General features: G+C 46.3%; 25 protein-coding genes and 2 pseudogenes. 15 read left to right on the top strand and 12 right to left on the bottom strand.

Annotated elements, in window-relative coordinates; genetic code table 11:
• Window positions 1-95: 95 nt before the first annotated feature.
• The 3 genes from LZG74_RS02445 (at window position 96) to LZG74_RS02435 (ending at window position 1,722) form a co-directional block, all read left to right on the top strand.
• Window positions 96-1,043 (top strand): D-2-hydroxyacid dehydrogenase, encoded by a 948-nt coding sequence (locus LZG74_RS02445; protein ID WP_233795056.1) that lies wholly within the window; start codon window positions 96-98, stop codon window positions 1,041-1,043.
• A gap of 62 nt (window positions 1,044-1,105) precedes the next feature.
• Window positions 1,106-1,342 (top strand): hypothetical protein, encoded by a 237-nt coding sequence (locus tag LZG74_RS02440; protein ID WP_233795055.1) that lies wholly within the window; start codon window positions 1,106-1,108, stop codon window positions 1,340-1,342.
• Window positions 1,324-1,722 (top strand): type II toxin-antitoxin system VapC family toxin, encoded by a 399-nt coding sequence (locus tag LZG74_RS02435; protein WP_233795054.1) that lies wholly within the window; start codon window positions 1,324-1,326, stop codon window positions 1,720-1,722. Before LZG74_RS02440 ends, LZG74_RS02435 begins: the two co-directional genes overlap by 19 nt.
• 2 nt (window positions 1,723-1,724) lie before the next feature.
• Here LZG74_RS02435 and LZG74_RS02430 read toward each other — a convergent pair whose 3' ends face one another.
• Both LZG74_RS02430 and LZG74_RS02425 read right to left on the bottom strand, forming a co-directional pair.
• Window positions 1,725-1,937, bottom strand: coding sequence for a hypothetical protein (locus LZG74_RS02430; RefSeq protein WP_026631134.1), 213 nt, complete (start codon window positions 1,935-1,937; stop codon window positions 1,725-1,727).
• 112 nt (window positions 1,938-2,049) lie between these two features.
• Window positions 2,050-2,439 (bottom strand): LytTR family DNA-binding domain-containing protein, encoded by a 390-nt coding sequence (locus LZG74_RS02425; protein WP_233795053.1) that lies wholly within the window; start codon window positions 2,437-2,439, stop codon window positions 2,050-2,052.
• Window positions 2,440-2,748: 309 nt separating this feature from the next.
• Here LZG74_RS02425 and LZG74_RS02420 point away from each other — a divergent pair, with 309 nt between their 5' ends.
• Genes LZG74_RS02420 through LZG74_RS02410 form a run of 3 tightly spaced genes read left to right on the top strand, consistent with a single transcriptional unit; the run spans window position 2,749 to window position 5,707 of the window.
• Window positions 2,749-3,837, top strand: a complete 1,089-nt coding sequence (locus LZG74_RS02420; RefSeq protein ID WP_233795052.1) for a sensor histidine kinase — start codon at window positions 2,749-2,751, stop codon at window positions 3,835-3,837.
• Complete coding sequence (locus tag LZG74_RS02415; protein WP_233795051.1) at window positions 3,834-4,913, top strand: sensor histidine kinase; 1,080 nt, start codon at window positions 3,834-3,836, stop codon at window positions 4,911-4,913. Before LZG74_RS02420 ends, LZG74_RS02415 begins: the two co-directional genes overlap by 4 nt.
• Complete coding sequence (locus tag LZG74_RS02410) at window positions 4,910-5,707, top strand: LytTR family DNA-binding domain-containing protein (RefSeq protein WP_233795050.1); 798 nt, start codon at window positions 4,910-4,912, stop codon at window positions 5,705-5,707. Before LZG74_RS02415 ends, LZG74_RS02410 begins: the two co-directional genes overlap by 4 nt.
• Window positions 5,708-5,712: 5 nt before the next feature.
• Here the strand turns inward: LZG74_RS02410 and LZG74_RS02405 are convergent, their stop codons facing one another.
• Together LZG74_RS02405 and LZG74_RS02400 are read right to left on the bottom strand one after the other, a co-directional pair.
• A complete protein-coding gene (locus LZG74_RS02405) occupies window positions 5,713-6,039 on the bottom strand; it encodes a helix-turn-helix domain-containing protein (RefSeq protein WP_233795049.1) in 327 nt (108 codons plus the stop codon).
• Between the two features lie 6 nt (window positions 6,040-6,045).
• Entirely contained in the window at window positions 6,046-6,381 is a 336-nt protein-coding gene (locus LZG74_RS02400) for a type II toxin-antitoxin system RelE/ParE family toxin (RefSeq protein ID WP_233795048.1), read from the bottom strand.
• A gap of 159 nt (window positions 6,382-6,540) precedes the next feature.
• Here LZG74_RS02400 and LZG74_RS02395 point away from each other — a divergent pair, with 159 nt between their 5' ends.
• The 3 genes from LZG74_RS02395 (at window position 6,541) to LZG74_RS26365 (ending at window position 9,062) form a co-directional block, all read left to right on the top strand.
• Window positions 6,541-7,668: a DUF4249 domain-containing protein gene (locus tag LZG74_RS02395; RefSeq protein ID WP_233795047.1), complete on the top strand. Its 1,128-nt coding sequence runs from the start codon at window positions 6,541-6,543 to the stop codon at window positions 7,666-7,668.
• A 180-nt stretch (window positions 7,669-7,848) separates the two neighbouring features.
• Window positions 7,849-8,613, top strand: coding sequence for an ATP-binding cassette domain-containing protein (locus tag LZG74_RS26370; RefSeq protein ID WP_310589272.1), 765 nt, complete (start codon window positions 7,849-7,851; stop codon window positions 8,611-8,613).
• Window positions 8,547-9,062 carry an ATP-binding cassette domain-containing protein gene (locus tag LZG74_RS26365; RefSeq protein WP_310589271.1) on the top strand — a complete coding sequence of 172 codons (516 nt, stop codon included), beginning with the start codon at window positions 8,547-8,549 and terminating at the stop codon, window positions 9,060-9,062. Before LZG74_RS26370 ends, LZG74_RS26365 begins: the two co-directional genes overlap by 67 nt.
• Before the next feature lie 22 nt (window positions 9,063-9,084).
• Here the strand turns inward: LZG74_RS26365 and LZG74_RS02385 are convergent, their stop codons facing one another.
• Window positions 9,085-11,358 carry an excinuclease ABC subunit UvrA gene (locus LZG74_RS02385; RefSeq protein WP_233795046.1) on the bottom strand — a complete coding sequence of 758 codons (2,274 nt, stop codon included), beginning with the start codon at window positions 11,356-11,358 and terminating at the stop codon, window positions 9,085-9,087.
• 123 nt (window positions 11,359-11,481) lie between these two features.
• Between LZG74_RS02385 and LZG74_RS02380 the strand changes: the two genes are divergently transcribed.
• Both LZG74_RS02380 and LZG74_RS02375 read left to right on the top strand, forming a co-directional pair.
• Window positions 11,482-12,306: an oxidoreductase gene (locus LZG74_RS02380; RefSeq protein WP_233795045.1), complete on the top strand. Its 825-nt coding sequence runs from the start codon at window positions 11,482-11,484 to the stop codon at window positions 12,304-12,306.
• A gap of 63 nt (window positions 12,307-12,369) precedes the next feature.
• Window positions 12,370-13,260 carry an AraC family transcriptional regulator gene (locus tag LZG74_RS02375; protein ID WP_233795044.1) on the top strand — a complete coding sequence of 297 codons (891 nt, stop codon included), beginning with the start codon at window positions 12,370-12,372 and terminating at the stop codon, window positions 13,258-13,260.
• A gap of 147 nt (window positions 13,261-13,407) precedes the next feature.
• On the opposite strand, the gene LZG74_RS02370 is transcribed toward LZG74_RS02375, so the two are convergent.
• The 6 genes from LZG74_RS02370 to LZG74_RS02345 all read right to left on the bottom strand — a co-directional run bounded on the left by LZG74_RS02370 (window position 13,408) and on the right by LZG74_RS02345 (window position 18,688).
• A complete protein-coding gene (locus LZG74_RS02370) occupies window positions 13,408-13,563 on the bottom strand; it encodes a hypothetical protein (RefSeq protein ID WP_233795043.1) in 156 nt (51 codons plus the stop codon).
• 204 nt (window positions 13,564-13,767) lie between these two features.
• Complete coding sequence (locus LZG74_RS02365) at window positions 13,768-14,130, bottom strand: DUF4180 domain-containing protein (protein ID WP_233795042.1); 363 nt, start codon at window positions 14,128-14,130, stop codon at window positions 13,768-13,770.
• Window positions 14,131-14,235: 105 nt separating this feature from the next.
• Entirely contained in the window at window positions 14,236-15,189 is a 954-nt protein-coding gene (locus LZG74_RS02360; RefSeq protein ID WP_233795041.1) for a DUF4249 domain-containing protein, read from the bottom strand.
• Window positions 15,190-15,192: 3 nt separating this feature from the next.
• Window positions 15,193-17,622, bottom strand: coding sequence for a TonB-dependent receptor (locus LZG74_RS02355; protein ID WP_233795040.1), 2,430 nt, complete (start codon window positions 17,620-17,622; stop codon window positions 15,193-15,195).
• 183 nt (window positions 17,623-17,805) lie between these two features.
• Window positions 17,806-18,213 carry a hypothetical protein gene (locus LZG74_RS02350; RefSeq protein ID WP_233795039.1) on the bottom strand — a complete coding sequence of 136 codons (408 nt, stop codon included), beginning with the start codon at window positions 18,211-18,213 and terminating at the stop codon, window positions 17,806-17,808.
• 67 nt (window positions 18,214-18,280) lie between these two features.
• Window positions 18,281-18,688, bottom strand: a complete 408-nt coding sequence (locus LZG74_RS02345; protein WP_233795038.1) for a hypothetical protein — start codon at window positions 18,686-18,688, stop codon at window positions 18,281-18,283.
• Between the two features lie 293 nt (window positions 18,689-18,981).
• Between LZG74_RS02345 and LZG74_RS02340 the strand changes: the two genes are divergently transcribed.
• The 4 genes and pseudogenes from LZG74_RS02340 to LZG74_RS02325 all read left to right on the top strand — a co-directional run bounded on the left by LZG74_RS02340 (window position 18,982) and on the right by LZG74_RS02325 (window position 24,120).
• The gene (locus LZG74_RS02340) at window positions 18,982-20,787 is read left to right on the top strand and encodes a glycoside hydrolase family 15 protein (RefSeq protein WP_233795037.1); all 1,806 of its coding nucleotides are present in this window, start codon (window positions 18,982-18,984) and stop codon (window positions 20,785-20,787) included.
• A 4-nt stretch (window positions 20,788-20,791) separates the two neighbouring features.
• A pseudogene (locus tag LZG74_RS02335) lies at window positions 20,792-20,962 on the top strand (PadR family transcriptional regulator); the annotation flags it as partial.
• A gap of 81 nt (window positions 20,963-21,043) precedes the next feature.
• A pseudogene (locus LZG74_RS26475) lies at window positions 21,044-22,648 on the top strand (ABC transporter permease).
• Window positions 22,649-22,764: 116 nt separating this feature from the next.
• Window positions 22,765-24,120, top strand: a complete 1,356-nt coding sequence (locus tag LZG74_RS02325; RefSeq protein ID WP_233795036.1) for a hypothetical protein — start codon at window positions 22,765-22,767, stop codon at window positions 24,118-24,120.
• 14 nt (window positions 24,121-24,134) lie between these two features.
• Here the strand turns inward: LZG74_RS02325 and LZG74_RS02320 are convergent, their stop codons facing one another.
• Window positions 24,135-26,381 (bottom strand): xanthine dehydrogenase family protein molybdopterin-binding subunit, encoded by a 2,247-nt coding sequence (locus LZG74_RS02320; protein WP_233795035.1) that lies wholly within the window; start codon window positions 26,379-26,381, stop codon window positions 24,135-24,137.
• Between the last annotated feature and the right edge of the window lie 14 nt (window positions 26,382-26,395).

Below are 26,395 nucleotides of genomic sequence, written 5' to 3'. Positions count from 1 at the left end.
TTTTATGTTATTTCAAAATTAATTCTGTATAATTTCAAAATAGAAGTTATGTAATTTCAAATTCGTCAATTGAGTATTTTTAAATCAATAAGTTAATGAACATCGTAATTCTAGACGGCTACACCCTGAACCCAGGCGACCTGGACTGGGCGCCAATTCATAAACTGGGGCATGCGAACATATTTGACCGCTCAAATCCAGCGGAAATCGTTGAACGGGCGAAGGATGCGGAAATGCTTTTGGTGAATAAAGTGGTGTTAACTGAGGCTATTTTGGATCAATTGCCAAAGTTGCAATACATTGGCGTAATGGCAACGGGCTTCAACAACATTGACATTAATGCTGCCCGAAAACACAACATTACAGTTACCAATGTGAAGGCATATGGCCCTGCTTCCGTGGCGCAGCAGACATTTGCATTGCTCCTGGCGGTTGTGAACCATGCCGAGCTGCATAGTCAGAGTGTGTTTGCAGGTGATTGGGTGGCCTCACCGGATTTTTGTTATTGGAAAACACCGTTAACCGAGCTGGCAGGGAAAACAATGGGACTGATCGGCCTTGGGGACATTGGGTCGCAGGTGGCAAAGATTGCGCTGGCCTTCGGAATGAAAGTGATTGCTTATAGAAAGCATCCAACGCCAACCGAGGGAGTTGAAATGGTTTCACTGGAGGAAGTTTTTGAAAAAAGCGATGTTGTAAGCCTGCATTGCCCCTTAACCGACGAAACCAAAGAGATCGTCAACAAAGAGCGGCTCGCCCGCATGAAGCGTAACGCTATCATTCTCAACACCGGCCGCGGCCCACTTATCCAGGAGCACGACCTTGCAGAAGCACTAAAAAACGGCATAATTGCCGGAGCCGGACTCGACGTATTGTCAACAGAACCACCAAAAGCCGACAATCCCCTCCTATCCGCCCCCAACTGCATCATCACCCCTCACGTAGCATGGGCTACCTTCGAAGCCAGAAAGCGACTCTTGCAAATGGTCGCCAACAACCTCGAAAGCTACATGCACGAAGAACCGGAGAATGTGGTTTCGTAAAACCATTTAGAGGAACATTTGTTACCCGAAATGTTTATATTTGATTATAAAACTAAAAGATTATGCTTACCGCAGTTGAAGGGATTTATGAAAACGGACAGATCATCCTGAAAGAGAAACCGGCCGTTAAACAGCGTGTTAAAGTTTTTGTAACTTTTACAGATGAGGTCGCGGAAGAAGAAAAAAAATCAATGGCTCGCCCTTCTACGCAATTGAGAGGTGCCTGGAAAGATGCCGACAAAAAAGAAATCCAAAGCTACTTCGACAATATCAGGAATGAATGGGAAAGAGATATCTGATTGACACGAATGTTGTTACAAAATATTTAACCGAAGAACTTTCCGAGAATGGTCTTGATCTGATCGATTCGATAATAGATGCAGGCGACGCCCAAATCTCCGTTATATCCCGGATTGAATTATTAGGCTTTGCCCCCAAAAGCGATCATCTCGCCCAGTTTATAAAGCAGTTCCTACAAATTTCCAATGAATTTGGCATTGCCGAGGATATCGTGCAAAAGACGATTGAAATACGAAAAGCTTATAGGATCAAAATTCCCGATGCAATCATTGCTGCGACCGCATTAACAAGCGACCTGATCCTGCTTTCGGATAATGATTCGGATTTCGGAAAAGTGTCTGGGTTAAAATACATTAACCCAAGAAAATACACTTTATAACTCTACTTCCGAGTCTTCTTCCCCTTACCCCAGTTCTTTTTCATCTTGGTATAGGACTTCTTGCTGACTGTTTTTTTGCTTTTCGGGCGGGAGGTTCCTTTTTTCTTTCGGGCGTTGATGTTGTTGACGAGGGAGTTTTTAACGCCTAGTTTGTTCTTTTTCTTGCCGCTGGTCTTCGCTTTTGTGCCGCCTTTTTTCTTTGCTTTCTTAGCCATAATCGATGCCGTGTTAAGTGTTTCGGCAAGACGTTAAATATCCGTGCCCGCGCGCCGGGAAACGAAAAAGCCCCGGACCTTTGCAGATCCGGGGCTTGCTTCTATATAATCCTTATGCTGCCAGGAATTCACCCGCAAGCATTTCATGGATTTCACGCATCCTTCTTCTTGCAATGGGCACCTTCCGTCCGCAGCTTAGCAACAGCGTGTCAGGTTCGATTTGCGCCGTAATGTACATTGGATTAACAATGTATGATTTGTGGATCCGGATAAAATCGACATTCAAAATCTCCACCACTACTTTCAGCGTTTTGGACACCAGGTATTTCTTGCCCTGACGCGTATGAATGTAAGTGTAGTTCCCTTCCCCTTCCAGAAATGTGATCTCTTGTGCAGAAACCCACAAGATCTTGCCGTGCATGTGCACTGCAATGAGGTGAGCATTGTCAACGTCGGCGGGTTCGGCTGTCCAGGAGAATGGATTCATTAAAGTTGTTTTCATGGCTTAATAGATAAAAGTTAAATTGATTTTAGGGTAATGCCCTGGCTATTAGAATGACACAAAATTCGCTCGCAATTGTTGCGGTGGGAAACAGATATTATCCGTACTGTAAGATTTGGTATCTGTATTACACTTTTTGGTGGATGATCTGTATGTATCGCCATTTTCACCAATAGTTTACATGAATGCCGGGGGTAAGCAGTTTGGAAGGAGATTAGTGACATTTCAGCACTTTTTTTATACAATTGACAGCCGTTCCGTTTCTGCCGGATTCCCCGCGTTCCTATTTTTGCTGTTCTTGTTTTTACTATGATGCGAATCCGGTTCAGGTATTTCGATAAGTATTTTGATACGCTTCGAAAAAACCGTCTAAACTTCTTCATTCTTGTATTGGTGATCCCCTGGCTGGTTCCGGTGGTAGGTTACCTGATGTGGGGAAGCATTTACTTTTCGGACCTGCGGGTTTTCCTTGGCGGGAGCTTTATTAACCTTATACTCTGCCTGATAGCCAATCACATCAATCAGATCATCGCTATTATCATTGCCAAAATATATCCCGACACACACCAGTCCGTTTTCCGCGTGGTGTTCTGGTTTGTGCTTTATTCGATTGTTAATGTTTGTATTCTGATGGCGGTGCTGCTGGCCTATGATCAGATTCATTTATTTGGCTTTTCGATCCAGCGTGAACGGGCCATGTGGTCTGTATTCCTGCTTCTTGCGGCTTCGCTGATCGGTGCAGGGCTTACGGAACTGGCTTATACATTCATGCAGTGGAAAACCAACCAGGACGAATTGCAGCAGATGGAACAGCGGCAATTGCTTTCCGAGCTGGAAGTGGTCAAACAGCAGGTTAACCCTCATTTTTTATTCAATTGCCTTAACTCCCTGTCTGTACTGATCTCAGAATCGCCTGCTACGGCTGAGAAATTCGTGGACGAGATGTCCAAAGTTTACCGCTATCTGCTGAGTGTCAACGGCCCCGACCGCGAAACAAGCATGGTTACACTCGATGCCGAGCTTCGTTACATCCGCTCGTACATTTACTTACTGGAGACGCGTTTTGAAAACGGCATAAGCATTTCCATTCAGGCCGCTGATCTGTATCTGAATGGTCAGATGGCGCCATTAACATTGCAAACATTGATCGATAATGCGATCCGGCACAACATTGTTTCCGCCGACCATCCGCTGCGGATTGCTATCCGGACCACCGCCACCGGCCAGCTGGAAGTGGTCAATAATTTGCAAAAAAGGACCGTGCGCACGCCATTCAGCAATGCCGGCCTGGCCACATTGATATCACGCTATAAAATGCTTTTCAACCAGGCCGGAACCATTCAGATCAAGGAAGAAGGATCAGAATTCACAGTGCTTTTGCCCCTGATCTATACATGATAAAACATTACAGATTTCAGCACATTGGCCAGCTGATATGGCTGAGCCTCTTCGGCAGGTGGATGTTTGTCCTGCTTGTGCCCTGGTTTGTGCCCACGATCAGTTATTTGCTCATCGGTGATCCTTATTTTGCGAGCATTCCGAACTTTATTTTGGGTACATTAATGGTCTTGGCTATGACCATTCTGGCATTTATTCCGCATGATTGGGCGGCGCAATATATTGCTCAGAAATATCCATCCATCCATTCGTCACTGAAAAGGGCAGTGTACACCGCGCTCTCATTTTGCGTCCTTACTGGCGTCTATGTGACGGCATATGGCTTATTCATCATTCATTTCCGGCCATTGAATGCACAATTGGATTTCGGGAAAATGATAAATGTGTATTTGTTTGAAATGCTGGCGATCCTGCTTTTGACCTGTTTGTACGAAGTAAATTATTCGCTGCGGAAATGGAAAGAGATCAAGATCAATAAAGAAGCCATCAAAAAGGCCGGATTACAGGGACAGCTCCAAAGTCTGAAAAGCCAGGTTAACCCGCATTTTTTGTTTAATAGTTTGAACACATTGTCCGCACTAATCCATGACGAGCCTGCCCGGGCAGAGCAGTTTGTGGATGAAATGGCAAAGGTTTACCGCTATCTGCTGCAAACCAACCAGCACGAGCTCACGACGCTGGCCACCGAAATCCGTTTTATCAAATCCTATTATCACCTCCTGCGGACCAGATACGATACGGGGCTGGAACTCGTCATTAATGTGAGCGACAGCGCTTTAAACAAATACATTCCGCCTTTAACATTGCAGTTACTGGTTGAGAATGCCGTAAAGCACAATACGATTCTGGAAAAAAATCCGCTTCTGATAGCCATTACTTCGATCGACAATGACCAGCTGGAAGTGCGTAATAATCTTTTGGAAAAATCAACCCGCGTAAAATCAACCCGGCTGGGCCTTGCCAATATTGAGGCTAAATACAGGCTGCTATCCGACAGGCAGCCCGTGATCGACCTGAGCACCGACCACTTTGTCGTACTGTTGCCCTTGCTTATGCAAAATCCTGATAACCAATGAATATCTTAATTGTTGAAGACGAGAAGCTTGCCGTGCGCAAACTCACAAAACTGCTGGAAGAGACCGCTCCGGAGTTTGTAATCAAAGGCATTACACCCAGCATTGAGGCCACGGTGGAATGGATTTCGGAAAACCGCGAAACCGGCAGCGCCGAGCCAGACATTATCTTTTTGGACATTGAGCTGGCAGATGGGCAAAGCTTTGAAATATTTAACCGCATAGAAATCAGGAGCACCGTGATTTTCACAACATCCTATGACGAATATGCATTACAGGCATTCAAAGTCAACAGCATTGATTATCTGCTGAAACCCGTGCAGCAGGAAGATCTGCAACGCAGCATCAGGAAGTTCTACGACCTCACCGGAAACCAGCGGAAACCAGAAATGCCAACATTGCCTGCTAACCTCGAAAACATCCTCAAAAACCTGCAATTACAACAGCCAGCCGCGGATTACCGCAAACGTTTTCTGGTGAAGCAGGGTGCAAGGATGCTGTCGGTTGAGATTTCGGAAATCGCTTACTTTTATATTGAAGACGGGGTGAGTTTCTTCAAAAACCAGCAGGGTCAGAAGTTCGTCGTGGATTATCGCATGGATGAATTGGAGCTGTTTCTTGATCCCGACCGATTTTTCCGCATCAACCGCGGCCTCATCGTCACGCACCAGTCCGTAACCCAGATCCAACCCTACTACAACAACCGCCTGGCCCTGACATTAAAACCAACCTTCGAAAAAGAATCCATCGTAAGCCGCGAAAAAACGAACGATTTTAAGAAATGGATGGGGAAGTAAAGTGGTTATCTAAGCTGGATATAATTGTTTTTGAACCGGACCTTAAAATGGAGTTCTGCTTGCAACGCGCGAAAAACCTTTAATATCGTGTCAATGGTCGCACTGTTGCTGCTGCTTTCAATTTTGGATATTTGGGCTTTTTGAACACCAACCAACTTGCCCAATTGTTCCTGGGTCAGGTTTTGTTCCTGGCGTGCAGCCTTTATCATTCGTCCTAAAACATCCATACTCAGCTCATACTCATACGCCTCCCGCTCTGCACTGCCGACCTCTCCAACATATTTGTCCTTCATTTCGGCAAGCGTGTAAGACTTTATTGTCGGCTTTTCCATGTTTTTTTAAGATTTTCCCTGAAAATATCTGGCCCTGATTCTTTTAGCTTTATCAATTTCGCTGCCTGAAACTTTGTTTGTTTTTTTGATGAAACCATTAGTTGCGACAACCAAAGTATTTCTACCATCGGTTTTATCCCAAAACGCGAGCAACCTGACGCACTCACCGCTATAATTCGTCCTGAATTCCCAAATGTCATCCCTCAACTTCTTGAACAGTCTGGGATCATTGGTTTTTTCGGCGAGGTCAACATTATAAATCACCTTCCTGGCCACTTTGGGAGAAAGCGTTGCAAGGAATTTTTCTGCTTCCTCTAAAAATAGTGTGTGAAAATATTGCACTTTAAATGCTTTTCACAAACTTAAACAAAGTTTCTAAATTTAGAAACTTTCAGGAGGCTCTAATGCGTTCCAGTATCATAAGTAACCATCCGATGATAAATTTTGCGCTATTGTTTCTCGTTTTACTGACAATTTCAGAACTTAGTAAGAAAAGTGACTATGACGTATCGTTTACTTAAGTTTGTTTCTTTTGCCCTGCTGTTCTTTATGGACAGCTGCATTGAGCCGTTCTCTCCGCCTGAGGTCAATTCTGTTGAAAATCATTTGGTTGTGGATGGATTTCTGAATGTAGGGAAAGACACTAGCCGGATAGAACTTAGGAGAACGCAAAATGTAAATCAAACGGCCGGCCCGACGATCGAATCCAATGCAACTGTCTCGGTTGAATCGGAATCGGGAGAAGTGAATGCGTTTACTGAGTCACGTGCAGGCTTATATGAGCTTCCACCCCGGCCATACAATACCGCCGACAAATACCGGATCCGGATCAAGACGCAGGATGGCAATGAATATTTATCTGATTACGTGACGGTTAGCGTTACACCTGCCATCGACAGCCTGACCACCAAGTTTGACAGCTTCCAGGATGCAATGATATTTTACGTAAACGCCCACGATGCGCAGGGAAAGACACAGTTCTACCGCTGGAAATTTGAAGAAACCTGGGAATATCGCGCCGCCTACCAAACGGGCATCGAAGTGATTGACAAGAAATATGTTTCCCGGACGAAAGACATTAATCAATGTTGGGGAAATATGCGCTCCGGAAGCATTCTGCTGGGGACAACAGTGAAACTTTCCAGTGACATTATCAAAGATCTGCCACTTTTCAAAGTCCCTGTTTCGACTAATAAACTTTACATTAAATACAGCGTACTGGTGCGGCAATATGGCCTTTCCAGGCCTGCGTTCGAATATTGGACGGCACTTTCCAAAACCACACAGGGAACAGGAAGCCTTTTTGATCCCCAACCTTCGCAGGTTACAGGCAATATCAAAAATACCAAGGACGGAAAAGAACTCGTGTTTGGCTATTTCAGCGCATCAACCGAAGAAACAAAAAGGCTTACGATCACCCCGAAGCTTGGAAGATTCCCGACCTGCATGATGCCCGATACATTTGACGTAGTATGCAACCCCATGAGCAGCAGGCAATGCGGGCTCGAAACTACCTCATTATTAATGTCATACACAGGCCTGAGGGGAGAATTCCTCCTGGGCGCCCCGCCTAGCTGCACCGACTGCAGGGAGCAGGGCGGGACATTGGAAAAACCCAAATTCTGGTAACCGATGCACCGGAAAGGATAAGGTAAATGAGGAGATAGCATTGACAAAAAAGCCGATCTGCTTTATATTTGCGCTTTAACCACAAACTGATATTCATGTAAGAGCAATTTCTTTCACAAAAAAATAACCGGGGCCACTTCAATCGGCTCTTGATTTATTCACTTTTTAAAGAAAGAAATTATGCTTTTTCTCCAAGGTGTCGCGTATGCGCACCCTAACAGGGATTTATTGCTTTCCAATATAAATCTCTCCATCAATCGACATGAAAAAATTGCCCTGATCGGCAATAATGGCTCGGGAAAATCCACGCTGCTGAAAATGCTTGCGGGCCAACTGCTCCCTTCCGAAGGACTTGTCAAAGCTGAATCCGAACCCTATTATGTTCCGCAGATCTTCGGTCAGTTCAATGATCATTCCGTTGCGAAAGCGTTGGGTGTTGAGGGAAAAATCAATGCTTTAAGGGCCATTCTGGATGGAAATGTCACCGAAGAAAATCTCGCGTTGCTAAACGATGACTGGGCCATTGAGGAACGTTGTTTCGAAGCATTTGCACATTGGCAGCTGGGTGCATTGGATCTCACGCAAAAAATGGAAACGCTCAGCGGCGGACAAAAGACAAAGGTTTTTCTGGCCGGAATCATGGTTAACCAGCCAGAAATAGTACTTCTGGACGAGCCCAGCAATCATTTGGATGCTGCGGGCAGGGCTATTCTTTCTGATTATATCAAAACAACATCAAACACCCTTGTAGTGGTAAGCCACGATCGCACGCTGCTTAATCTGCTCCAAGCTGTGTATGAGTTATCCAAACACGGCATAACGGTGTATGGCGGCGATTATGATTTTTATGCAGAACAAAAAAGCATTGAAAAAGATGCATGCAGATCACCAGCGGAGAACGCATTGCCATCAAAGGCCATAACGGGTCAGGCAAGACAACATTGATCAACCTCATGCTGGGAAAGCTGGAACCACGCTCGGGGAACATTTACCGTGCTGTTGATCAGTGTATTTACATTGATCAGGACTATTCTTTAATTCATAATCATCTGAGCATTTATGAACAGGCGCAGCGCTACAATTCCGGGCATTTGCAGGAACATGAGGTAAAAATTCGGCTTAACCGGTTTTTATTCACGAAAAATGAATGGGAAAAGCGATGCGAAAACCTTAGCGGAGGAGAAAAAATGCGCCTCATTCTCTGCTGCCTGACGATCAGCAACCAATCGCCGGACATGATTATCCTTGACGAGCCGACCAATAATCTGGACATAAAGAACATTGAAATCCTGACCACAGCAGTGAATGAGTATCGCGGCACATTGCTCGTCATCTCGCACGACGCTTATTTTCTATCCCAAATCAACATTGAAAGGACAATTGAGCTGACATGAAAACCTCGCGCAACGGCCATAATCAGGCCGTTGCGTTTTTTAGATATAAGCTGGTAATGGATCCTTCTGCACTCAATAAATCGACAGGTGTGCCTTCAAAAACGACTTTTCCGCCTTTTGTGCCGCCATCCGGGCCCATATCAATGATCCAGTCCGCGTTTTTGATCACATCCAGATTATGCTCGATGGCGATCATGGTGTTTCCGGCGTCTACAAGGCGGTTCATGATAGAAAGCAAATGCGTTATATCCGACATATGCAGCCCTGTGGTAGGCTCGTCAAGGACATAAATGCTGCCTTTTTTATGAAGTTCGCTGGCGAGCTTGATGCGCTGACATTCCCCGCCGGACAATGTGCTGAGCGGCTGGCCGAGCGTGAGATAATCAAGCCCTACATCGCTCATAGCTTGCAACTTATGCAGAATGTCTTTTTGTGTAAAATAATCCAATGCTTGTAAAACGGTCATTTCGAGGATATCGGAAATGGACTTTCCATCCAGCTTATGAGCCAGCACTTCCTCCTTGAAACGCTTCCCTTCGCAAATTTCGCAAGGTGTTTTTATCCCGTCCATGAAGGCCAGATCGGTGTAAATCACGCCCAGCCCCTGGCAATTGGGGCAAGCGCCCTGCGAATTGAAGCTGAACAACGATGCGCTCACGCCATTTTCCTTCGCAAACGCCTTACGGACATCGTCCATAACACCCGTATATGTGGCAGGGTTCGAGCGCGTGGATGTGCCCACGGCCGACTGGTCAATGACGATCGCCTTGGGATGTTGTTTTAAAAACACATGATTAATGAGTGAGCTTTTGCCCGAACCGGCTACGCCCGTAACCACTGTCAGCACGCCGCCTGGAATGTCCACACTTACATTATGCAGGTTATTAACCTTTGCATTTTTCACAGAAAGTTTGCCCGCAGCTTTGCGGGATTTTTCTTTGAGCGGCAACGATTGCTTGATATGGCGACCAGTAAGCGTATCCGCCTTGACAAGCTCAGCATAGGTTCCCTCAAAGACAATGTTTCCGCCCTTGCTTCCCGCGTGCGGGCCTACATCTACGATATGATCAGCCACTTTAATCACATCCGGATCATGCTCAACCACAATCACCGTATTTCCTTTGTCGCGCAACTTTCCGAGCAGTTCGTTCAACCTATGGACATCGCGCGGATGCAAACCCACACTCGGCTCATCGAAAATATACATCACATCGATCAAGCTGCTGCTCAGATGCTTAACCATCTTTACCCGTTGCGATTCTCCTCCCGACAATGTGGTCGTTTCCCGGTCCAGGCTCAGATATTCCAGGCCAATGTCCACCAAATGCTGCAACCTTTCGGATAATGTAGCCACCATGGATGCGACCAGCGGATCTTTGATTTTACTGATCAATGACACCAGCTCCGACACTTCCATCGCCGACATTTCGGCTATATTCCTGCCATCAATTTTACAGTTCAATGCAGCCTGGCTCAGCCGCGCGCCGTGGCAGGATGGACAAGGTTTGAGGGCAATGTAAGGCGCAACACTCTTTTGCGTCCGCTCCGATAATGTCTTAATGTCCCTTTTAATATATGACTTTTCAAATTTCTCGATCACACCCAGGTAAGTCGCATTCATCGTTCCGCCTCCGACCTGCAACTTGTATTTCAGGTCCTTACCATAGAGCAGCAGCTTCATTTCCTCATCCGTGAAATCTGAAAGTTTTTTATCATTGTCAAAAAACCCCGAACTCGCGTAACTGCTTTTTTCCCAGGTCGCAAACACCGGAACCTGCACGGCGCCTTCGTTGAGGGACTTGGACATGTCCAGAAACGAGTCCGCCACAACGCCCATTTTTTTTCCTATCCCATTACATTCCGGGCACATTCCCTGCGGATCGTTGAATGAAAACACATTGGAATTCCCGATATGCGGCTTCCCGATCCTGGAAAACAGCAAGCGTAACACCGGCGAAATGTCCGTAATCGTGCCCAATGTTGAATGTGAATTCCCGCCTAACCTCCTCTGGTCGACCACAATGGCCATGCTGAGATTTTCAATCGCATCGGCGTGTGGCTGGGCGTATTTGGGAAGAAAATTCCGGATAAACATGCTGAAATTCTCATTCAGCTGGCGTTGCGCCTCCGTGGCAATCGTATCGAACACGATGGAAGATTTTCCCGATCCCGACACGCCTGTGAAGATGGTGATCTTGCGTTTTGGAATGCGCAGTGAAACGTTTTTCAGATTGTTTTCACGCGCACCCCGGATTTCAATAAATTCCTGATACATGGCTTTTTGTTTATAATTCATGGCTTGCCACAGAACAAGGTAATTCTGTGCTATTCTTCCGCTCAAATGAGCTATTTATCCGCCGGCATGTACGCCAACTTTGTGTCATCAAAATAAACATTAAAAACACAAAAAAATAAGATCATGTCAAAAACCATTTTTATTACCGGCGCATCCAGAGGATTTGGAAAATTATGGGCGGAAGCACTCCTGAAACGCGGAGATAAAGTTGCCGCCAGCGCTCGCAACATTGCGGCCCTGGACGATTTGGTTGCCACGTACGGCGACAACATTCTGCCCGTTCAGCTCGATGTGAACGACAGAAATGCAGTAAACAAAGCCGTAGCACAGGTAAAAGAGCATTTCGGAAGCATTGATATCCTGATCAATAATGCGGGATATGGGGTGTTTGGGACAGTGGAAGAAACGACCGAAGCGCAGGCCAGGGCGCAAATGGAAACCAACTTCTTTGGTTTGCTGTGGGTTACACAAGCAGTGCTTCCGGTTATGAGAGCGCAAAAATCAGGTCATATCATACAGGTTTCAAGCTTTTTGGGACTAACAACATTGCCTATGCTGGGCTTATATAACGCATCCAAATTCGCAGTGGAAGGCCTAAGCGAAACCATTGCCAGCGAAGTGGCCCATCTCGGAATTAAATTCACACTCATTGAACCCAACGGATATGCAACAGAATGGGCTGGAAATTCCGCAGTTCAGACCACATCGGACATTGCGGATTATGCGCCCGTACGCGCTGCATTTGCCGAATCAGGCGAGAATCCCGATGGCTGGGGCAAGCCGGAAGCGACCGTGGACGCTATCCTGAAAGTGATAGACAGTGAAAATCCTCCGCTGAGATTATTGCTGGGAAAAGTGGCCTATCATGGTATGAATCAGGTTTATACAGAACGCCTAAAAGACATTCAGGCCTGGAAGGACGTCAGCATTGCGGCACACGGACATTGAGTAGGCCGAATTATAAAAACAGCTAAATTGTTAACTCTGAACAATTCGTTTTTAGCAATACAAATGAAACATTATAAAACGATAAGCGAGATCCATAAGGGCAATGGCTGGGCGCCACCCGAAAATCCGCTGTTCAGCATCAATGCTTGTAACAATGCCTGCACGCTCGGCAACCGCGAGTTCACCAGCGATGCTTACATGATCGGTTTCAAAAAGTTGAAGTCCGGCATAATTCGCTATGGCAGAACAGAATATGACCACAGCGAAGGTTCGATGATGTTTGTCAAACCCCGGCAGATCATTGAAATAAAGGACATTGAATTTGAAGAAAAGGGATTTATGATCCTTATTCACGAAGATTTCCTGGCCGGCCACGAACTCCACCACGCCATTCAGAAATACGGTTATTTTGACTACGAAGTCAATGAAGCACTGCACCTTTCCCCAAAAGAAGAAATGGTGATCTGGGAGCTTCACGACAAAGTAAAAGCCGAGTATCAAAATAACCCCGATGAATACAGCCGGGAGATCATCCTGAGCCACATTGCCTCGATTTTGATGTATGCGCAGCGGTTTTACAAAAGGCAGTTCCTTAACCGAACTGACATGTCGGGCAAAACCGTCACCAGGTTCAACGATGTGCTGGGGGCTTATTATGGCCAGGGATATTTGCAAACAAAGGGGTTACCCAGTGTAAATTCAATCGCCGAGCAGCTCAATGTTTCCTCGCGTTACCTCAGTGACCTGCTCCGTCAGGAAACAGGCAAAACCGCCATGGACCTCATTCATATATCATTGATTTCGGAAGCGAAAAACATGTTAAGAGAAGGCAGTCAGGGCGTTGCAGAAATTGCGTACGGACTCGGGTTTGAAAACAGCTCCTACTTCACGCGGTTATTCAAAAAGCAAACCGGCATGAAACCGCTGGAATTCAAGAAGATGAGTTTGAATTAGATAATTATAGATTAAGCTTGAATTAGCAAACCAAGCGAAACCAAAAATAAAAAGGCCTGGCTAGTTGATATGTATCTCAACTTCCAGGCCATATTTTTATAGTGTGTCTAGTGCTGCTTATGGTGTGCTTAATACCGCTTTCCACTTTTAAGACAGGCGAACCGAATAAAGCGGCTTCATAATCCTCGGTCTTTTACCCGATTTCTGCATGCCGGCCGAAGCACTCTCACGCTGGAAAGGATTGGTGTTTTCAAATATGCTTTGGTCTTCGAATAACTCCTGATTTTTTGCTGACGATTTCATGTTTTTTAGCTTGTTGATGAATTGTAATAAGGGTAGATAAAAATCTGTGCCAGAAGATTAAATGTAAAAAGCCAGGCAATCGTGATGAGGTTAGCCTGACTTAGTTTGTCTTTGCGTACACCAATTCATATTAGATAGATAGTGTGATTCTAGGCTGGTATTTTGATAAAATCAAGCCGCTCACAATGTAAAGGGGTGCATTTCCTACCCATTCGCAAACCTCTCCAACGCCTCAGAAACGCCACCTAAAAAATTAACCCTACCACCGCGGTTACTTTCCCTAATAAAGTCCTGAATGCTCTTTCCGGGATATTTGTCAAAGTCGCCGATGATAGCCAGACGCATTCGGTAGTTGGAGAATTTTTGAAGGATTTCTCCGGCGATGCCGGTTTTTAGGTCGAAGAAGGAGGATGTGATGTTTGCTTCGTGAAGGATAATGCTGTCAAAGCCTTGGTAATAAAGGTTTCCAAGCAAGTCCAGCCCATCTTCGGCTGTTTCGATAATCAGCTTGTCAGAAGTGACTTCTGCGATCTGGACTTCGCCCGCAGTATGAGATATAATGTTCATTGTAATGTAAGATTGGAGTAATTGGGTCAAGCAAATTTTCGTCTTTTTGACCCAATTAACAAAACGTTTACACATTTAGGGATGCCTGTTTGTAAGGGCAACGGCCTAAAACACCACCTTCACCTGCGCTGCGTTGTAAGCCGCAAAACATCCCAACCCGCCATTAACATTGGAATACAGCGGCGCGGGTTCGGCGAAGGGGGTTTCGGAGTTGCTTTTGACTTCTAGTGAGCGTTGGTATTTGTGATAGTTTGTGTCCAGGTTGAGGACTTCAATGATAATTTCGGGAATTTTGATTTTGGGATAAACTGTTACCTTTTTGCCATTCGCCAGAATGTTGTCGCTTGGACGTGGAAGTGTAATTTTAGCCAAAGGCGAATTCATTATCGCTCCATCCAGATTATGGTCAATGAAATATTCGTTCTTGCCCTTTTGCCAGTCCCAGTGGAAATAAAAATGATTCGAGACCCGGGATTCTTTTACTTGCTTATCCTTGACAAATCCTATTGAATATTCGATATCGAATCCGGCGCTCAGCTTATAATAATTGGTGTCGGAAGGAATGTCCCGCCAGTTCATCCGCAATGTCAGGATGGTGTCCTTCGTGGTGATGTCGTCAACCACTACTGTATCCAACTCATACGATTTGATCACCGGCGTCTTGCCCGGAACTGAACATTGTGCAGTAACATTCCGGCTTTTGTCTGAGACGGTTAAATAATAGGTTTTTGAACCGCTGATGGGGAATTTTGACTGCGGAATACTGTAAAGCTTCTTCTCAGCATCGAACGGAATCAAAATCTCATTCGCACCATCCGACAGCCGGACGGTGGCGTCTTCCACGCGGCTGCCACTCGATTCGGTGTCTGTAAATAGAGGGATCGACTCCGTTACTACCACGTTGATAAAAGGCAACTGGGGTGAAATGATGGAGCTAACGACCAGTTTGGATTCTGCCTGCGGTAACTCGGAGCGCGGAATGTCGGTCATCGGTGTTTCGCAAGCGCCGCATATGATGGATAACAGCGCAATGCTGCATATGAATTTCAATGTCTTCATGGCTCAAAATTTAAAGTTGTAACTGAATGAGGGCACCACGGGGAACAGAGAGTATTTTTTCAAAACCGTTTTCCATTCGCCGTCACTCATTTTCTCTTCCGAGCGATCGTAGAAGAAGGGATTTTTGCGGTTGTAGGCGTTGTAAACGCTGAATTCCCATGTCCGTTCGTGGCGTTTCTTTTTCTTATGAAATTGAATGGCAAGGTCCAAACGGTGAAATGCCTCTGCGCGGAAACTGTTTTTAGCAGGAAACTCTGATGCCGCATATCGTCTGTCGTTGCTGTTTTGATTCAGATATAGGTCATTCAAAGCCTTGTCCGATGGATCATATCGTGTGAAGAAATTATCACTCATTGGATAGTAGATCGCAGACGGAACGGTGAGCGCATTTCCGGTTCCGTAAACCCAGCTTGCCGACATGGTAATGCGCTTATTCAGCTCATAAATCCCTACCACAGAAACGTCATGCCTTCGATCGTAACGTGGATGGAATGTCTGGCCGTTGTTCAATTCGGGGAATTTCCAGTAAATCCAGGATAATGTATAACCTATCCAGCCCGAGAACTTTCCGCTTTTTTTCTGGATTAAAAACTCAGAGCCATACGACCAGCCTTTCCCGGACGTGACATTGTCCTGCCAGCTTACATCATTGGCATTTTCTCCGTTAACACCCAGGAAGCTGGCCCCTTCCCGGTAACTGAGAATGCGTTGCATATCCTTATAAAACCCTTCCAATGTAATGGTTAAGCCTTTATTTTGAAGATCCTTCGCCAATCCGAACGCCACCTGGCTCGATTGCTGCGGAGCAATGCGGTCTGTGCTGGTCACCCATAAGTCGGTGGGCAAACCTAAGCCTGTGTTGGAAAGCAAATGCACATACTGGTTCATGCGCGCATAGGAGGCTTTGGCAGAAAAGTCAGGAGCAAGCTTTAATGCTGCCGAAAAGCGGGGCTCAGGGTTCAGATATGTTTTTTTATCCGCCTTAAAATAGCTCATGCGAAAGCCCAGGTTCATTTTTAAAGCATCGAACGGTTGCCAGGTGTCCTCAACATAAGCTCCGCCTTCCAGGGAATACATTGGCTTCTCCAGCGGGTCAATTGTTCCCTCGGCATCCGTGCCCGACATAGCCAATGCCGACGGCGTGGATTTATGGCGTGTGGCCTGAACGCCAAATTTGATCGCGTGCGATGCATTGGGATAAAAATCAAAATCGCTTTTGAAACTCAGATCCTGGATCCGGGAATCATACCGCAATCTCGACTCTGTCGTAGCATTGCTTTCATCGACAATGGGTTCTCGGATATAGCTTGTCGTGGTGAAGTTGAAATTGGTAAAAACCAATGCAGTATTTGCAAAAAGTTTTCGGTTAAATACGTGGTTCCAGCGCATGGTAGCTGTTGTATTGCCCCAATTTAGCCCCGCTTTCATTTTGAAGGATCCGCTCTCTTCCTTGACGTAGAATTTGTCCTGCCCTAGATAACCACTCACATAAAGCTTGTCTTTGGCTCCGAGGTCGTAATTGATTTTCGCATTGAGGTCATAGAAATAGTAGCCCGGGCGAAACCCTTTCTGTTCTTTTTTCTTTTGCATAACATTCAGTACAGGCGCAGCCAGAACATCAATGTAAGTCCTTCTTCCGGAAACCAGGAACGAGGATTTGCCTTTCTTTATAGGCCCTTCCAATGTCAATCTGGATGAAATTAACCCGATCCCGCCTTCTCCGTGCAGCTTTTCCTTATTCCCTTCCTTCATATCCATTTCCACCACCGAGGACAGTCGCCCGCCATAGCGAGCGGGGAATCCGCCTTTTGTCAACTCTACACGCTTGATGGCATCGCTGTTGAACACCGAAAAGAAGCCGAACAAGTGGCTTGCATTGTAAACCACGGCATCATCCAGGATGATCAGATTTTGATCCGGGCCGCCACCGCGCACATACAATCCGGTCTGGCCTTCGGTGCCTTTCTGAACGCCGGGCATAAGTTGCAAACCCTTTAAAACGTCCTTTTCTCCAAGTAATGAGGGTATTTTCTTAATCTGGTCGATTGGAATTTCGACCACACTCATCTGAGCCGAACCGCTGACATTGTCGTCCTGCTTACGTGCCGAAATAGTGACTTCATCCAGTTGACGGATCGAAGACAACGCCAGACTTAACTCAACATCTGTTCGTGCTGAAATAGTCTCGGTTATTGTCTCATAACCTACCAGAGAACAAGTAATTGTAACCGAATCCGACGCAGGGATTGTAAGTGAATAGAACCCATAATTATTGGTTGCAGCTCCGGTGGCTGAGCGGGTAATGTACACATTAGCACCCGTCAGTAATTCCTGGCTTCCCTTCTCTTTTACAAAACCGCTTATGGTTATACGTTTCTGCCCGAATACATGCATGGATGCAAGGCATAGGGCGATTATGATGTTTATTTTCATAAAAATTTAAGCTTTTTGCATTCAGGGACACAGCACTTTTCAAGTCCGGGCAATCCGGATCCGTTGCTCCGGATTGCCCGAACATGACATTATTGGCCCGCTTGAATGCGTGGTGAAAAAATGACGATTAACTGGTTCGCGTTGTTTGCAATGCGTTAATCAGGAAAATCAGACTCTGGAAGTTTAAATATGCGTGTCAATCATTTTGAAAGGAACTTCTTCCTCAGTGCTGGTGCCGTCTTCAAAGAATACCAATATCCGCAACAATACATCCGTTGATTGATTTGCATCATATTCAATAGATTCTTTAATATTGATTCGCTTTTCACCTTTGCAATCGCACTTGATCTCTTTGTTGAAAATCTTACGTCTTTCAGGGTCCAGCAGCATTACATAATAACTCATTACCGACTTATCTTTCGGTTCAATGATCGCCTCGACATCGAAAGCGGTAATGTCCTTGACATCCTGATCGCGCGTCGGAGAGACCACAGTAATCAAAGGTGAGTTTGCCGTAATGTCCTTCTGCTTACAAGCGCCCAGCATAGTTGTCAAGGCTGCTATGACGAAAATCATTCTGTTCGTTTTCATGTCTTTTCAAGTTTTGTGAAAGGATAAATGAATTTGGCTTAGTTCTGGTGAAGTGCTTTTTCACCTTCTATTTTTTTACATCCACCAGTTTGAATGGGATCTCTTCCCGGATGTTGCTGCCATCACTAAGTACGGCATCTACATGGAGGAGCAGTTCAGACGTTTTCTTAATGTCGTATTTGAACGACGCTTCAACCTGGACTTCGTCTTTGTCCTTACAATCACATTCTGTCTTTTTGTTATATATCTCTTTTTTCTCATTATCGATAAGATAGATATAGTAACTAACGACGGACTTTTCCTGAGGCTTGATTACTGCCTTGACGACGATCTCCTCGGTGTCATTAATCTCCTGCTTCCAGCTCGGAGAGGTCACCGTGATATATGAAGAATCGGCTCTCGGAACTTCCTTTTCCTTACATGCTGATAGTGCAGCCAAAGCAGATAAAACTATCATTGATCTGTTCGTCTTCATGTTTGATTTTAATTTAAGTGAAAAAATGATAATTAAACTTTCAAACCCACCATCGAAACCCATGCCCTGAGCCGCGATTTACGCAATAGGGTTTCCTTCCGGCAGGGATGAATGATTGAACGGTAAAGTGTTTGTGTAAACCTTGGTTTGAAAATGTTCCAAGGCTGGGAACTGGGGATATTGTTCGCAAATCAGCTTTTAAAAGGAGGCTATTCTCCTTTGGAAAGGTTGTGAGCCCCTCCCCCCTGGCGTGATAATTTACACACTCCTTTCTCACGCTCACAAAATAACAAATGCCCAGAAAGAACCCTGAACATGCGCGGATTGAGGATTATGGATTGATTGGAAACTTGAAAACTGTTGCCCTTGTATCCGTGGAAGGCTCTATCGATTTCATGTGTTATCCCGCCTTCGATTCCCCAACTGTTTTTGCCAAATTACTGGATAATAAAAGTGGCGGCAGCTTCGGTATTTATCCGCAAATGGATGGTTATAATACCAAGCAGCTTTACCTCCCGGCAACGGCTGTGCTGCTTACCCGCTTTTTCTCGGAATACGGGATCGCGGAAGTGACTGATTATATGCCGGTTAACGACCAGATGGACAAGTCAAATGCAATCGTTCGGCAGGTGAAAACAGTTCGTGGCAACATTACTTTTCAGGCGAAATGTGAGCCTGCTTTTGATTACGCAGGCGCTTCGCATACTTGCGAAATGCATGATGAAGGTGTTTATTTCAAAGCAAATGATAAAGACGGGACGATCATGCGCCTGATAGCGGACGTTCCGTTACAGATCAGGAAAAATGCAGGTTACGCGGAATTTACGCTTGAACAGGGAAACACGGCTTATCTGGTGCTGGAATGTGGCAAAACGCAGGTGGAGGATGAAAATCCAATTGATGTTTATAAAAAAGATACTTACCAGGATACGGTTGATTTCTGGCGGAACTGGTCCAAAAAATCTACTTATAAAGGTCGCTGGACGGGTGCTGTGAACCGTTCGGCTATTACGCTCAAACTGCTCACTTCCCGCGAGCAGGGTTCCATGGTGGCTGCCCCGACGTTCAGCTTGCCGGAAGTGATCGGCGGCGGGCGAAATTGGGATTACCGCTTTATGTGGATCAGGGACGCGGCATTTACGATGTACGCATTCCTCCGGCTGGGTTATACCGATGAGGCCACGGCTTTTCTGGAATGGATTCACGATCGTGCCCAGGAAGATAAGCTTTACCTCATGTATACGATCGATGGCGGCCATGATATGGAAGAAAAGGAGCTGGAACACCTGAGCGGTTACCAGGATTCAAAACCCGTAAGGATCGGCAACGGGGCGCAGGACCAGTATCAGCTGGATATTTACGGGGAACTGATAGATACCATCTACATTTATAACAAACAGCATACGGCGATCACGTTTGAATTTTGGGAAACCATTGTGAAGCAGGTTAATGTGGTTACCAAGCAGTGGAAAACGGCCGATCACGGAATCTGGGAGATCAGGAACACCGAAAAACATTTTCTGCACAGCAGGCTTATGTGTTGGGTAGCGATGGACCGCGCAATAAAGATCGGCCAGCACCGCTCATTCCCTTTCCCGGAACAGGAGTGGAAAAAAGTGCGTGACGACATTTATACAGACATTTATGAAAATTTCTGGAATGATGAAATCGGCGCATGGGTCCAGCATAAGGGCGCGAAAACCGTGGACGCCAGCGTGTTGCTCATGTCGCTGATGCATTTTATCTCCCCTTACGAGCCGCGCTGGTTGTCTACATTAAAGGTCGTGGAAGAACAGCTGGGTGTTGACGTACTTCTATATCGATACAAAAACGGCGAAACATCATTCGATGGCCTTGAAGGTGAAGAAGGCACATTTAACATGTGCTCCTTCTGGTATATTGAATCCCTCGCTAAAAGTGGGGAAGTCGCAAAAGCGCTTGATAGTTTTGAAAAAATGATAGGTTATGCCAATCACCTGGGACTGTTTAGCGAACAAATCGGCCACAAAGCCGAGCACCTGGGCAATTTCCCACAAGCATTCACGCACCTGGCTTTAATCAGTGCGGCATTGGAGATTGATAAAAAGTTGGATAGATAGCTGGCTTGAAGAAAAGGGGCTTGTGAAGTCCGAAATGGGTGGTGCCACAGGTGAGCGGGGCGGAAGGAGCAAGCGGCTTTATGTGGTAACAGCAACCGGCCGGCGCGCATTGGAAGAAATCAGGCAGCTTCGCAACCAAATGTGGGACACCATTCCAAAAATAGCCTGGTCATGAGCGCTTCCAAACCTGCCGGTAAAGTCCCGCCACGCTAGGCAACATGGCTGCTGCAATTGTTCTGCCCTGCGCACCTGGCCAATGAAATGGAAGGCGACTTATACTTATTCCGGCATCAACATTGTTGGCCTGTCCATCGGGATGACAACGGCCATCCTGATCGGCCTTTGGATGTGGGATGAGCTTTCCTACAATAAATATCATCAGCATTATGACCGCATTGCCCGCGTGATGCAGCATCAGACTTATAACGGGATTACCAATACTTTTCCTGCCACTCCCCTGCCCATGCGAGCTGCTTTACACAGTGAGCATGCTAGCGATTTCACGTATATCGCATCTTCGTCATGGACTGAGGACCATATTTTAGCATCTGGCGAAAAGAAAATTTCCAGAAAGGGCAATTGCGTTGAGCCCGATTTTCCGTTTATGATGTCGCTGCGAATGATCAAAGGCACAGCCAGCGGTCTTGATAACCCGGCTTCGGCATTACTCTCCGAATCAGTTGCCGAAGCTTTGTTTGGCGAGGAAGACCCAATTAACAAAACAATAAAGGTTGACAACAAAGATTACTTCAAAGTTACCGGCATTTATGAAGACCTTCCTTACGGGACGGAATTCCATGATGTGACATTCCTGCTGCCCTGGAAGCACTTTCTGGAGGAAACACTCTGGGTAAAACGCTCGGAAACCAATTGGGGAAATAATTCTTTCCTCTTGCTGGCACAAATCGCGCCGAACACAAGCTTCGACCAGATCAACGCAAAAATTGAAAATATCAAAGCCCGTCATGCAAAAGAAGAAGCCAGGTTTAGTCCAAAAGCATTTCTTCACCCAATGAGCCGCTGGCATTTGTATTCCGAGTGGGAAAATGGCGTGCCGGTCCGCGGACGGATACAATTTGTATGGCTGTTTGGAATCATTGGCGCATTTGTGCTGATGCTGGCCTGTATCAACTTCATGAACCTGTCCACTGCCCGGTCGCAAAAGCGGGCCAAGGAAGTCGGCAAATCGGCACTTTGGTTGTGCTTCGCCAGATCCAGTATGCCAAAGACAGACCGGTGGGTTTCGATCGTTCGGGATTACTGTCCGTTGAAATAAACACCCCGGATCTGCAAGCACATTCACAGCCGCTCCGAGACGATTTACTCCAAACCGGTGCTGCTATTGATATTTCTAAATCTTCGAGTCCGACTTCGGAGGTCTGGAGCAGCGATGCAAGTTTCAACTGGACCGGCAAAGATCCCGACCAGCTTGGTGATCTGGGAACTGTTGGTGTCACCCACGATTGCGGAAGAGCGAATCGGGCAGCTCTCGACAACTTTTGCGTCTTTGGCAATATTTATTAGTTGCCTCGGTCTTTTTGGCTTAGCTACGTTCTTTGCCGAACAGCGCCAGAAAGAGATCGGTATCCGAAAAGTCCTTGGCGCTTCCGTGGCTAACTTATGGCAACTGCTTTCCAAAGATTTCCTGACCCTGGTAATGATATCCTGCCTGCTGGCGACACCCATCGCATATTATCTCATGCACGACTGGCTGCAACAATACACTTATCAAACAGCATTATCCTGGTGGATTTTTGCAGCAGCCATTGCAGGCGCTTTTGTCATCACCCTCGCCACAGTCAGTTTTCAGGCGGTGAAGGCAGCCATTTTGAATCCGGTGAATAGTTTGAAGAATGAATAACAGTTAAATGTGCGTTGCGAATAATTTTATGACCATTAGAACAAAAACTTGTATTTCAATAAGAAATATCTTTACTTCATGCCGTATGTCACCGTTTGCCTATTCCTCTATCTTTTATGAAAAAGTTGCTTTACGTGTTCATCATGTCGGTTTGCCTGCTCATAGGCTGTAAGAAGGATTCCCCGGTTCTTGAAATTGCACCACAACCTGGTCCGACTGCCGAAGGAAAAATGATAGCAGCGACTGAGCTGTTGAAAGGGCTCAGGGTTAAAGGGTCCGAAAAAATCACCTTTGATTCGCTGCATAATGCTTACCTGGTAAGTTTTCCGCAAACATATAATGCTTCACAGGCTGAGGTTACGTTTTCTATGAAACCAGGGGTTCGGTTAAGGTATGAGACGAACGACCTGACAACGGACAGCGTCATCAACTATAATTTTCAACGTACGTCCCCGCTGTATTTGAGTTTGCAGGATCTGGCGGACAACGATTTTTCTAATCCGTATATTTATTTTAATTTTTCCGGAACCCCTGATATTGAGTTACTTCAAAAAGAAATTGCCGTTAATGCGGATGCGATCAAGCTGCCTTTTAAATTCAATGTTAAGGAAGGAAGTTCGCCTGCTGCGCCCGATTTCAATGGCCCCTTTGTTAAAGTTACTGATAAAAAAACCGGCCTTTCGGAGGAAGCAACCTTTTATGTGGAAGACCCGAGCATTTATCTGGCAAATACACTGGAACTAACGACCAACGCCCCACTGACTTTTGAAATCAAATTCTTCAATCAAAACCCTGTTGTTTTCGAGGGGATCCGATTTAAACGCGCCTTGCCAACCGTCCGTGCTTTTACTTATTTTCCATTCCAATACACGCGCCAGGATACCATTGAGGCAATGGGCGGCTTCTTTTTACCGACTGAAAAATACACGATGACCATCTCCGGCGTTTCCTTGCCAGCCCCGGTTACGCTGCCTGTCCGCATGCATGACGTACACACATTAATGCGCGACAAAATCCCCGCTAACTTGCCCGACGGCTCTTACCTGCTCTCTTTTTATGAGAAAGACCAATTGCTGGGAAAGGGGGCCGTTCATCTGGGCAAGGCGGATGAAAAATCTCTCGAATCCATTTGGAAAGGCGATCTGAATCAAAGTCTTGACAGGAATGTGGAGCAGCTTTCTTTTAGCAAGGGCGACGTTTTCTATGCCAAGCCGTCACCGTTGATGTTCACATATCCCCGGGTTAATTTTGATGTAAACCACCTTCCGCGTCTTCGCCTCAAATCTTCCGAAAAGACAATAGACCTAGTTCCCGAACTGGCTTTGTATTACTGGGCAATGGCCGGTTTCAATTTTGCGGTTGGGAAATATACGATCCCTGCAAACATGCCCTCGGGCAACTATATTGTGACTGGCATTTATCCGGACAAAACAGTTTCAAAACCCTATTGGTCCAGCATTGAAGTCAAATAGCTCAGAGAGCCGACTCAAATCAGCTTGTCGGGCGTGATAGGCAGCTCCCGGATTCGTTTTCCGGTTGCATTGAAGACTGCATTCGCAATTGCCGGCGCTACGCCTATGATTGCAATCTCGCCTAGTCCTTTACTCCCCACGGGATCAGCCAGTAAGTCGGGTTTGTTTACAAAATACACATCAATGTCAGGCACATCGGCATGAACCGGCATGTGGTAATCCGCCAGGTCTTTGGTGACGTATCGTCCATAACGGTGGTCCATTACCGCATCTTCTGTCAATGCCATTCCAATGCCACCCGTAGCGCCGCCGATCATCTGGCTTGCCGCGGTTTTGGGGCTTACGATGGTGCCCGCATCTGCGCAGCAAACGATTTTTTTCACGCGCACCTGGCCTGTGAACGGATGCACGTGGACTTTGGCAAAGTGCATGGAAAATGCATACATTGAATATTTAGTGCGGTTTTCGTCGGGTTTGGACTCGTTGGTGGTCTCTATTTTTTCAATGTTATTTTGTTTAAATAAATCGGCGAGCGTCGTTTTTGCAGACTTGCCACCGAGCTGCAATTCATTTTTATCAAACATCAGATCATCAGCCTTTGCAGAAGTGAATGCTGCATTTCCCTTGGCCGCTGCCATGGTTATGAGCTGTTCTTTTAGTGCATTACAGGCAGCAAGCACTGCCGGCCCCACGCTATTCACAGTCGAAGAACCTCCCTGCAATCCTGCATTCGGAAATTCGGAACTTCCGAGGTGAAATGTTATTTTTTCGGTTGGAATGCCCGTAGCATTTGATGCGATCTGCACCATTGCCGTTCCGGTACCCGGGCCGATATCGGTAATTGCGCAGTGCATAATGAGGTTGCCTTCCTTGTTCAGCTCTGCATGTACGGTGGCCGGACTGCGGTTTGCGCCAAATGTGCCCGTGCCCATTCCATAGCCTACAAGCCATTCTCCCTCACGCACTTCGCCTGGTTTCAGTTTCCGCTTTTCCCACCCAATGCGCTTTTTACCTTCTTCATAACATTCCCGCATATATTTGGTAGACCACGGCATTTTCTTGTCCGGATCGGACTCCGTATAGTTTGCAAGCCTAAAATCGATCGGGTCCATTCCGATGGCGTGCGCCATTTCGTCCATGGCAGATTCCAGCCCAAAAGCACCCGTCGCTTCACCCGGCCCACGCATCCAGATGGGTGTAGCAAGGTTGAGTGGTAAGATCCGGTAGCGTGTGCTTATGCTGGGCGAAGCATACATCATTCGCGTTTGCTGCAAGGTGGATTCGGTGAATTCTTCGTAGCTCGACGTCTGCCCGATGGATTCGTGGTTGATAGCAACCAGTTTCCCGTCTTTGGTCGCGCCCATTTGTATTTTCTGCCAGGTGCGCGGGCGGTAACCTACCATCGTGAACATTTGCTCGCGTGTCAAAACCAGCTTTACAGGCCTCTTCACCTGTTTTGCTGCAATAATAGCAGCCGTTTCGTGCGGCCAGTTATGCAATCCATTCCCGAATGCGCCGCCTACGAATGTGGTAATGCATTTCACATTTTCTTCGGGCAAATCCCACTCTTTGGAAAAATTTTTCTGCGTCATTTTTGTGCCCTGCACTTTGTCGTAAACCGTCAGCTTGTTGTCGGCTTCCCAATGTGCAATGATTGCCTGCAACTCCATCGGATTATGCATTTCGGTAGGCAACACATATTCCGCCTCAATTTTTACAGCGGCATTTTGGAATGCGTCTTTCTGTCCCCGGTCGTAATCCGCAGTCGGTGATTTCGGGTTTTTCTTGGCAGATTCAGGCAGCTTTGCATTTTTAGCGTTTGCTTCCAGGTCGGTCTGATGTTGCTCCTTATTGTACTGGACCTTGACCAGCGACGCGGCATGCTGCGCCTTTTCCAGGCTCACTGCAACCACCGCTACAATGGGCTGATCATTGGAATAAATCTTATTGTCAAAAAACACGCGCAGCGGCTGGCCACTGGTCGATGGCTCCGAGGGATGCTCGCCTTTGGGCTGGTATCCAGGCACTTTGATCGCATTCACATGCGAAATCACCGCCAGCACACCCGGTGCGCGCTCGGCGGCTTTGGAATCAATGCTTTTAATGGTGCCTTTGGCGATCCGGCTGCCAACCAGTACGGCGTACGCCATATCAGGCAATGGATATTCGGCTGAGTATTTGGCTGCGCCGGTCACTTTAAGGCGTCCGTCCACCCGGTCGAGTGGCTTATATTCTTTTTTATCGAAAAATGCTTCGTTCATGATCTTGGAATTCA

The organism is Dyadobacter sp. CY327, assembly GCF_021390415.1.
GTDB classification, from domain to species: Bacteria; Bacteroidota; Bacteroidia; order Cytophagales; family Spirosomataceae; genus Dyadobacter; species Dyadobacter chenhuakuii.
Note: the sequence above shows the minus strand (reverse complement) of the source record. Positions and strands in the feature narration are given on the sequence as shown.

Coding starts and splice junctions, on each gene's coding strand:
- LZG74_RS02350 (WP_233795039.1), bottom strand. CDS start 18,213: ATGAAAACGAACAGAATGATTTTCGTCATAGCAGCCTTGACAACTATG.
- LZG74_RS02415 (WP_233795051.1), top strand. CDS start 3,834: ATGATAAAACATTACAGATTTCAGCACATTGGCCAGCTGATATGGCTG.
- LZG74_RS02325 (WP_233795036.1), top strand. CDS start 22,765: ATGAAAAAGTTGCTTTACGTGTTCATCATGTCGGTTTGCCTGCTCATA.
- LZG74_RS02445 (WP_233795056.1), top strand. CDS start 96: ATGAACATCGTAATTCTAGACGGCTACACCCTGAACCCAGGCGACCTG.
- LZG74_RS02395 (WP_233795047.1), top strand. CDS start 6,541: ATGACGTATCGTTTACTTAAGTTTGTTTCTTTTGCCCTGCTGTTCTTT.
- LZG74_RS02355 (WP_233795040.1), bottom strand. CDS start 17,622: ATGAAAATAAACATCATAATCGCCCTATGCCTTGCATCCATGCATGTA.
- LZG74_RS02420 (WP_233795052.1), top strand. CDS start 2,749: ATGATGCGAATCCGGTTCAGGTATTTCGATAAGTATTTTGATACGCTT.
- LZG74_RS26365 (WP_310589271.1), top strand. CDS start 8,547: ATGCAGATCACCAGCGGAGAACGCATTGCCATCAAAGGCCATAACGGG.
- LZG74_RS02340 (WP_233795037.1), top strand. CDS start 18,982: ATGCCCAGAAAGAACCCTGAACATGCGCGGATTGAGGATTATGGATTG.
- LZG74_RS02370 (WP_233795043.1), bottom strand. CDS start 13,563: ATGAAATCGTCAGCAAAAAATCAGGAGTTATTCGAAGACCAAAGCATA.
- LZG74_RS02430 (WP_026631134.1), bottom strand. CDS start 1,937: ATGGCTAAGAAAGCAAAGAAAAAAGGCGGCACAAAAGCGAAGACCAGC.
- LZG74_RS02345 (WP_233795038.1), bottom strand. CDS start 18,688: ATGAAGACGAACAGATCAATGATAGTTTTATCTGCTTTGGCTGCACTA.
- LZG74_RS02435 (WP_233795054.1), top strand. CDS start 1,324: ATGGGAAAGAGATATCTGATTGACACGAATGTTGTTACAAAATATTTA.
- LZG74_RS02380 (WP_233795045.1), top strand. CDS start 11,482: ATGTCAAAAACCATTTTTATTACCGGCGCATCCAGAGGATTTGGAAAA.
- LZG74_RS02440 (WP_233795055.1), top strand. CDS start 1,106: ATGCTTACCGCAGTTGAAGGGATTTATGAAAACGGACAGATCATCCTG.
- LZG74_RS02425 (WP_233795053.1), bottom strand. CDS start 2,439: ATGAAAACAACTTTAATGAATCCATTCTCCTGGACAGCCGAACCCGCC.
- LZG74_RS26370 (WP_310589272.1), top strand. CDS start 7,849: ATGCTTTTTCTCCAAGGTGTCGCGTATGCGCACCCTAACAGGGATTTA.
- LZG74_RS02365 (WP_233795042.1), bottom strand. CDS start 14,130: ATGAACATTATATCTCATACTGCGGGCGAAGTCCAGATCGCAGAAGTC.
- LZG74_RS02405 (WP_233795049.1), bottom strand. CDS start 6,039: ATGGAAAAGCCGACAATAAAGTCTTACACGCTTGCCGAAATGAAGGAC.
- LZG74_RS02360 (WP_233795041.1), bottom strand. CDS start 15,189: ATGAAGACATTGAAATTCATATGCAGCATTGCGCTGTTATCCATCATA.
- LZG74_RS02385 (WP_233795046.1), bottom strand. CDS start 11,358: ATGAATTATAAACAAAAAGCCATGTATCAGGAATTTATTGAAATCCGG.
- LZG74_RS02375 (WP_233795044.1), top strand. CDS start 12,370: ATGAAACATTATAAAACGATAAGCGAGATCCATAAGGGCAATGGCTGG.
- LZG74_RS02320 (WP_233795035.1), bottom strand. CDS start 26,381: ATGAACGAAGCATTTTTCGATAAAAAAGAATATAAGCCACTCGACCGG.
- LZG74_RS02410 (WP_233795050.1), top strand. CDS start 4,910: ATGAATATCTTAATTGTTGAAGACGAGAAGCTTGCCGTGCGCAAACTC.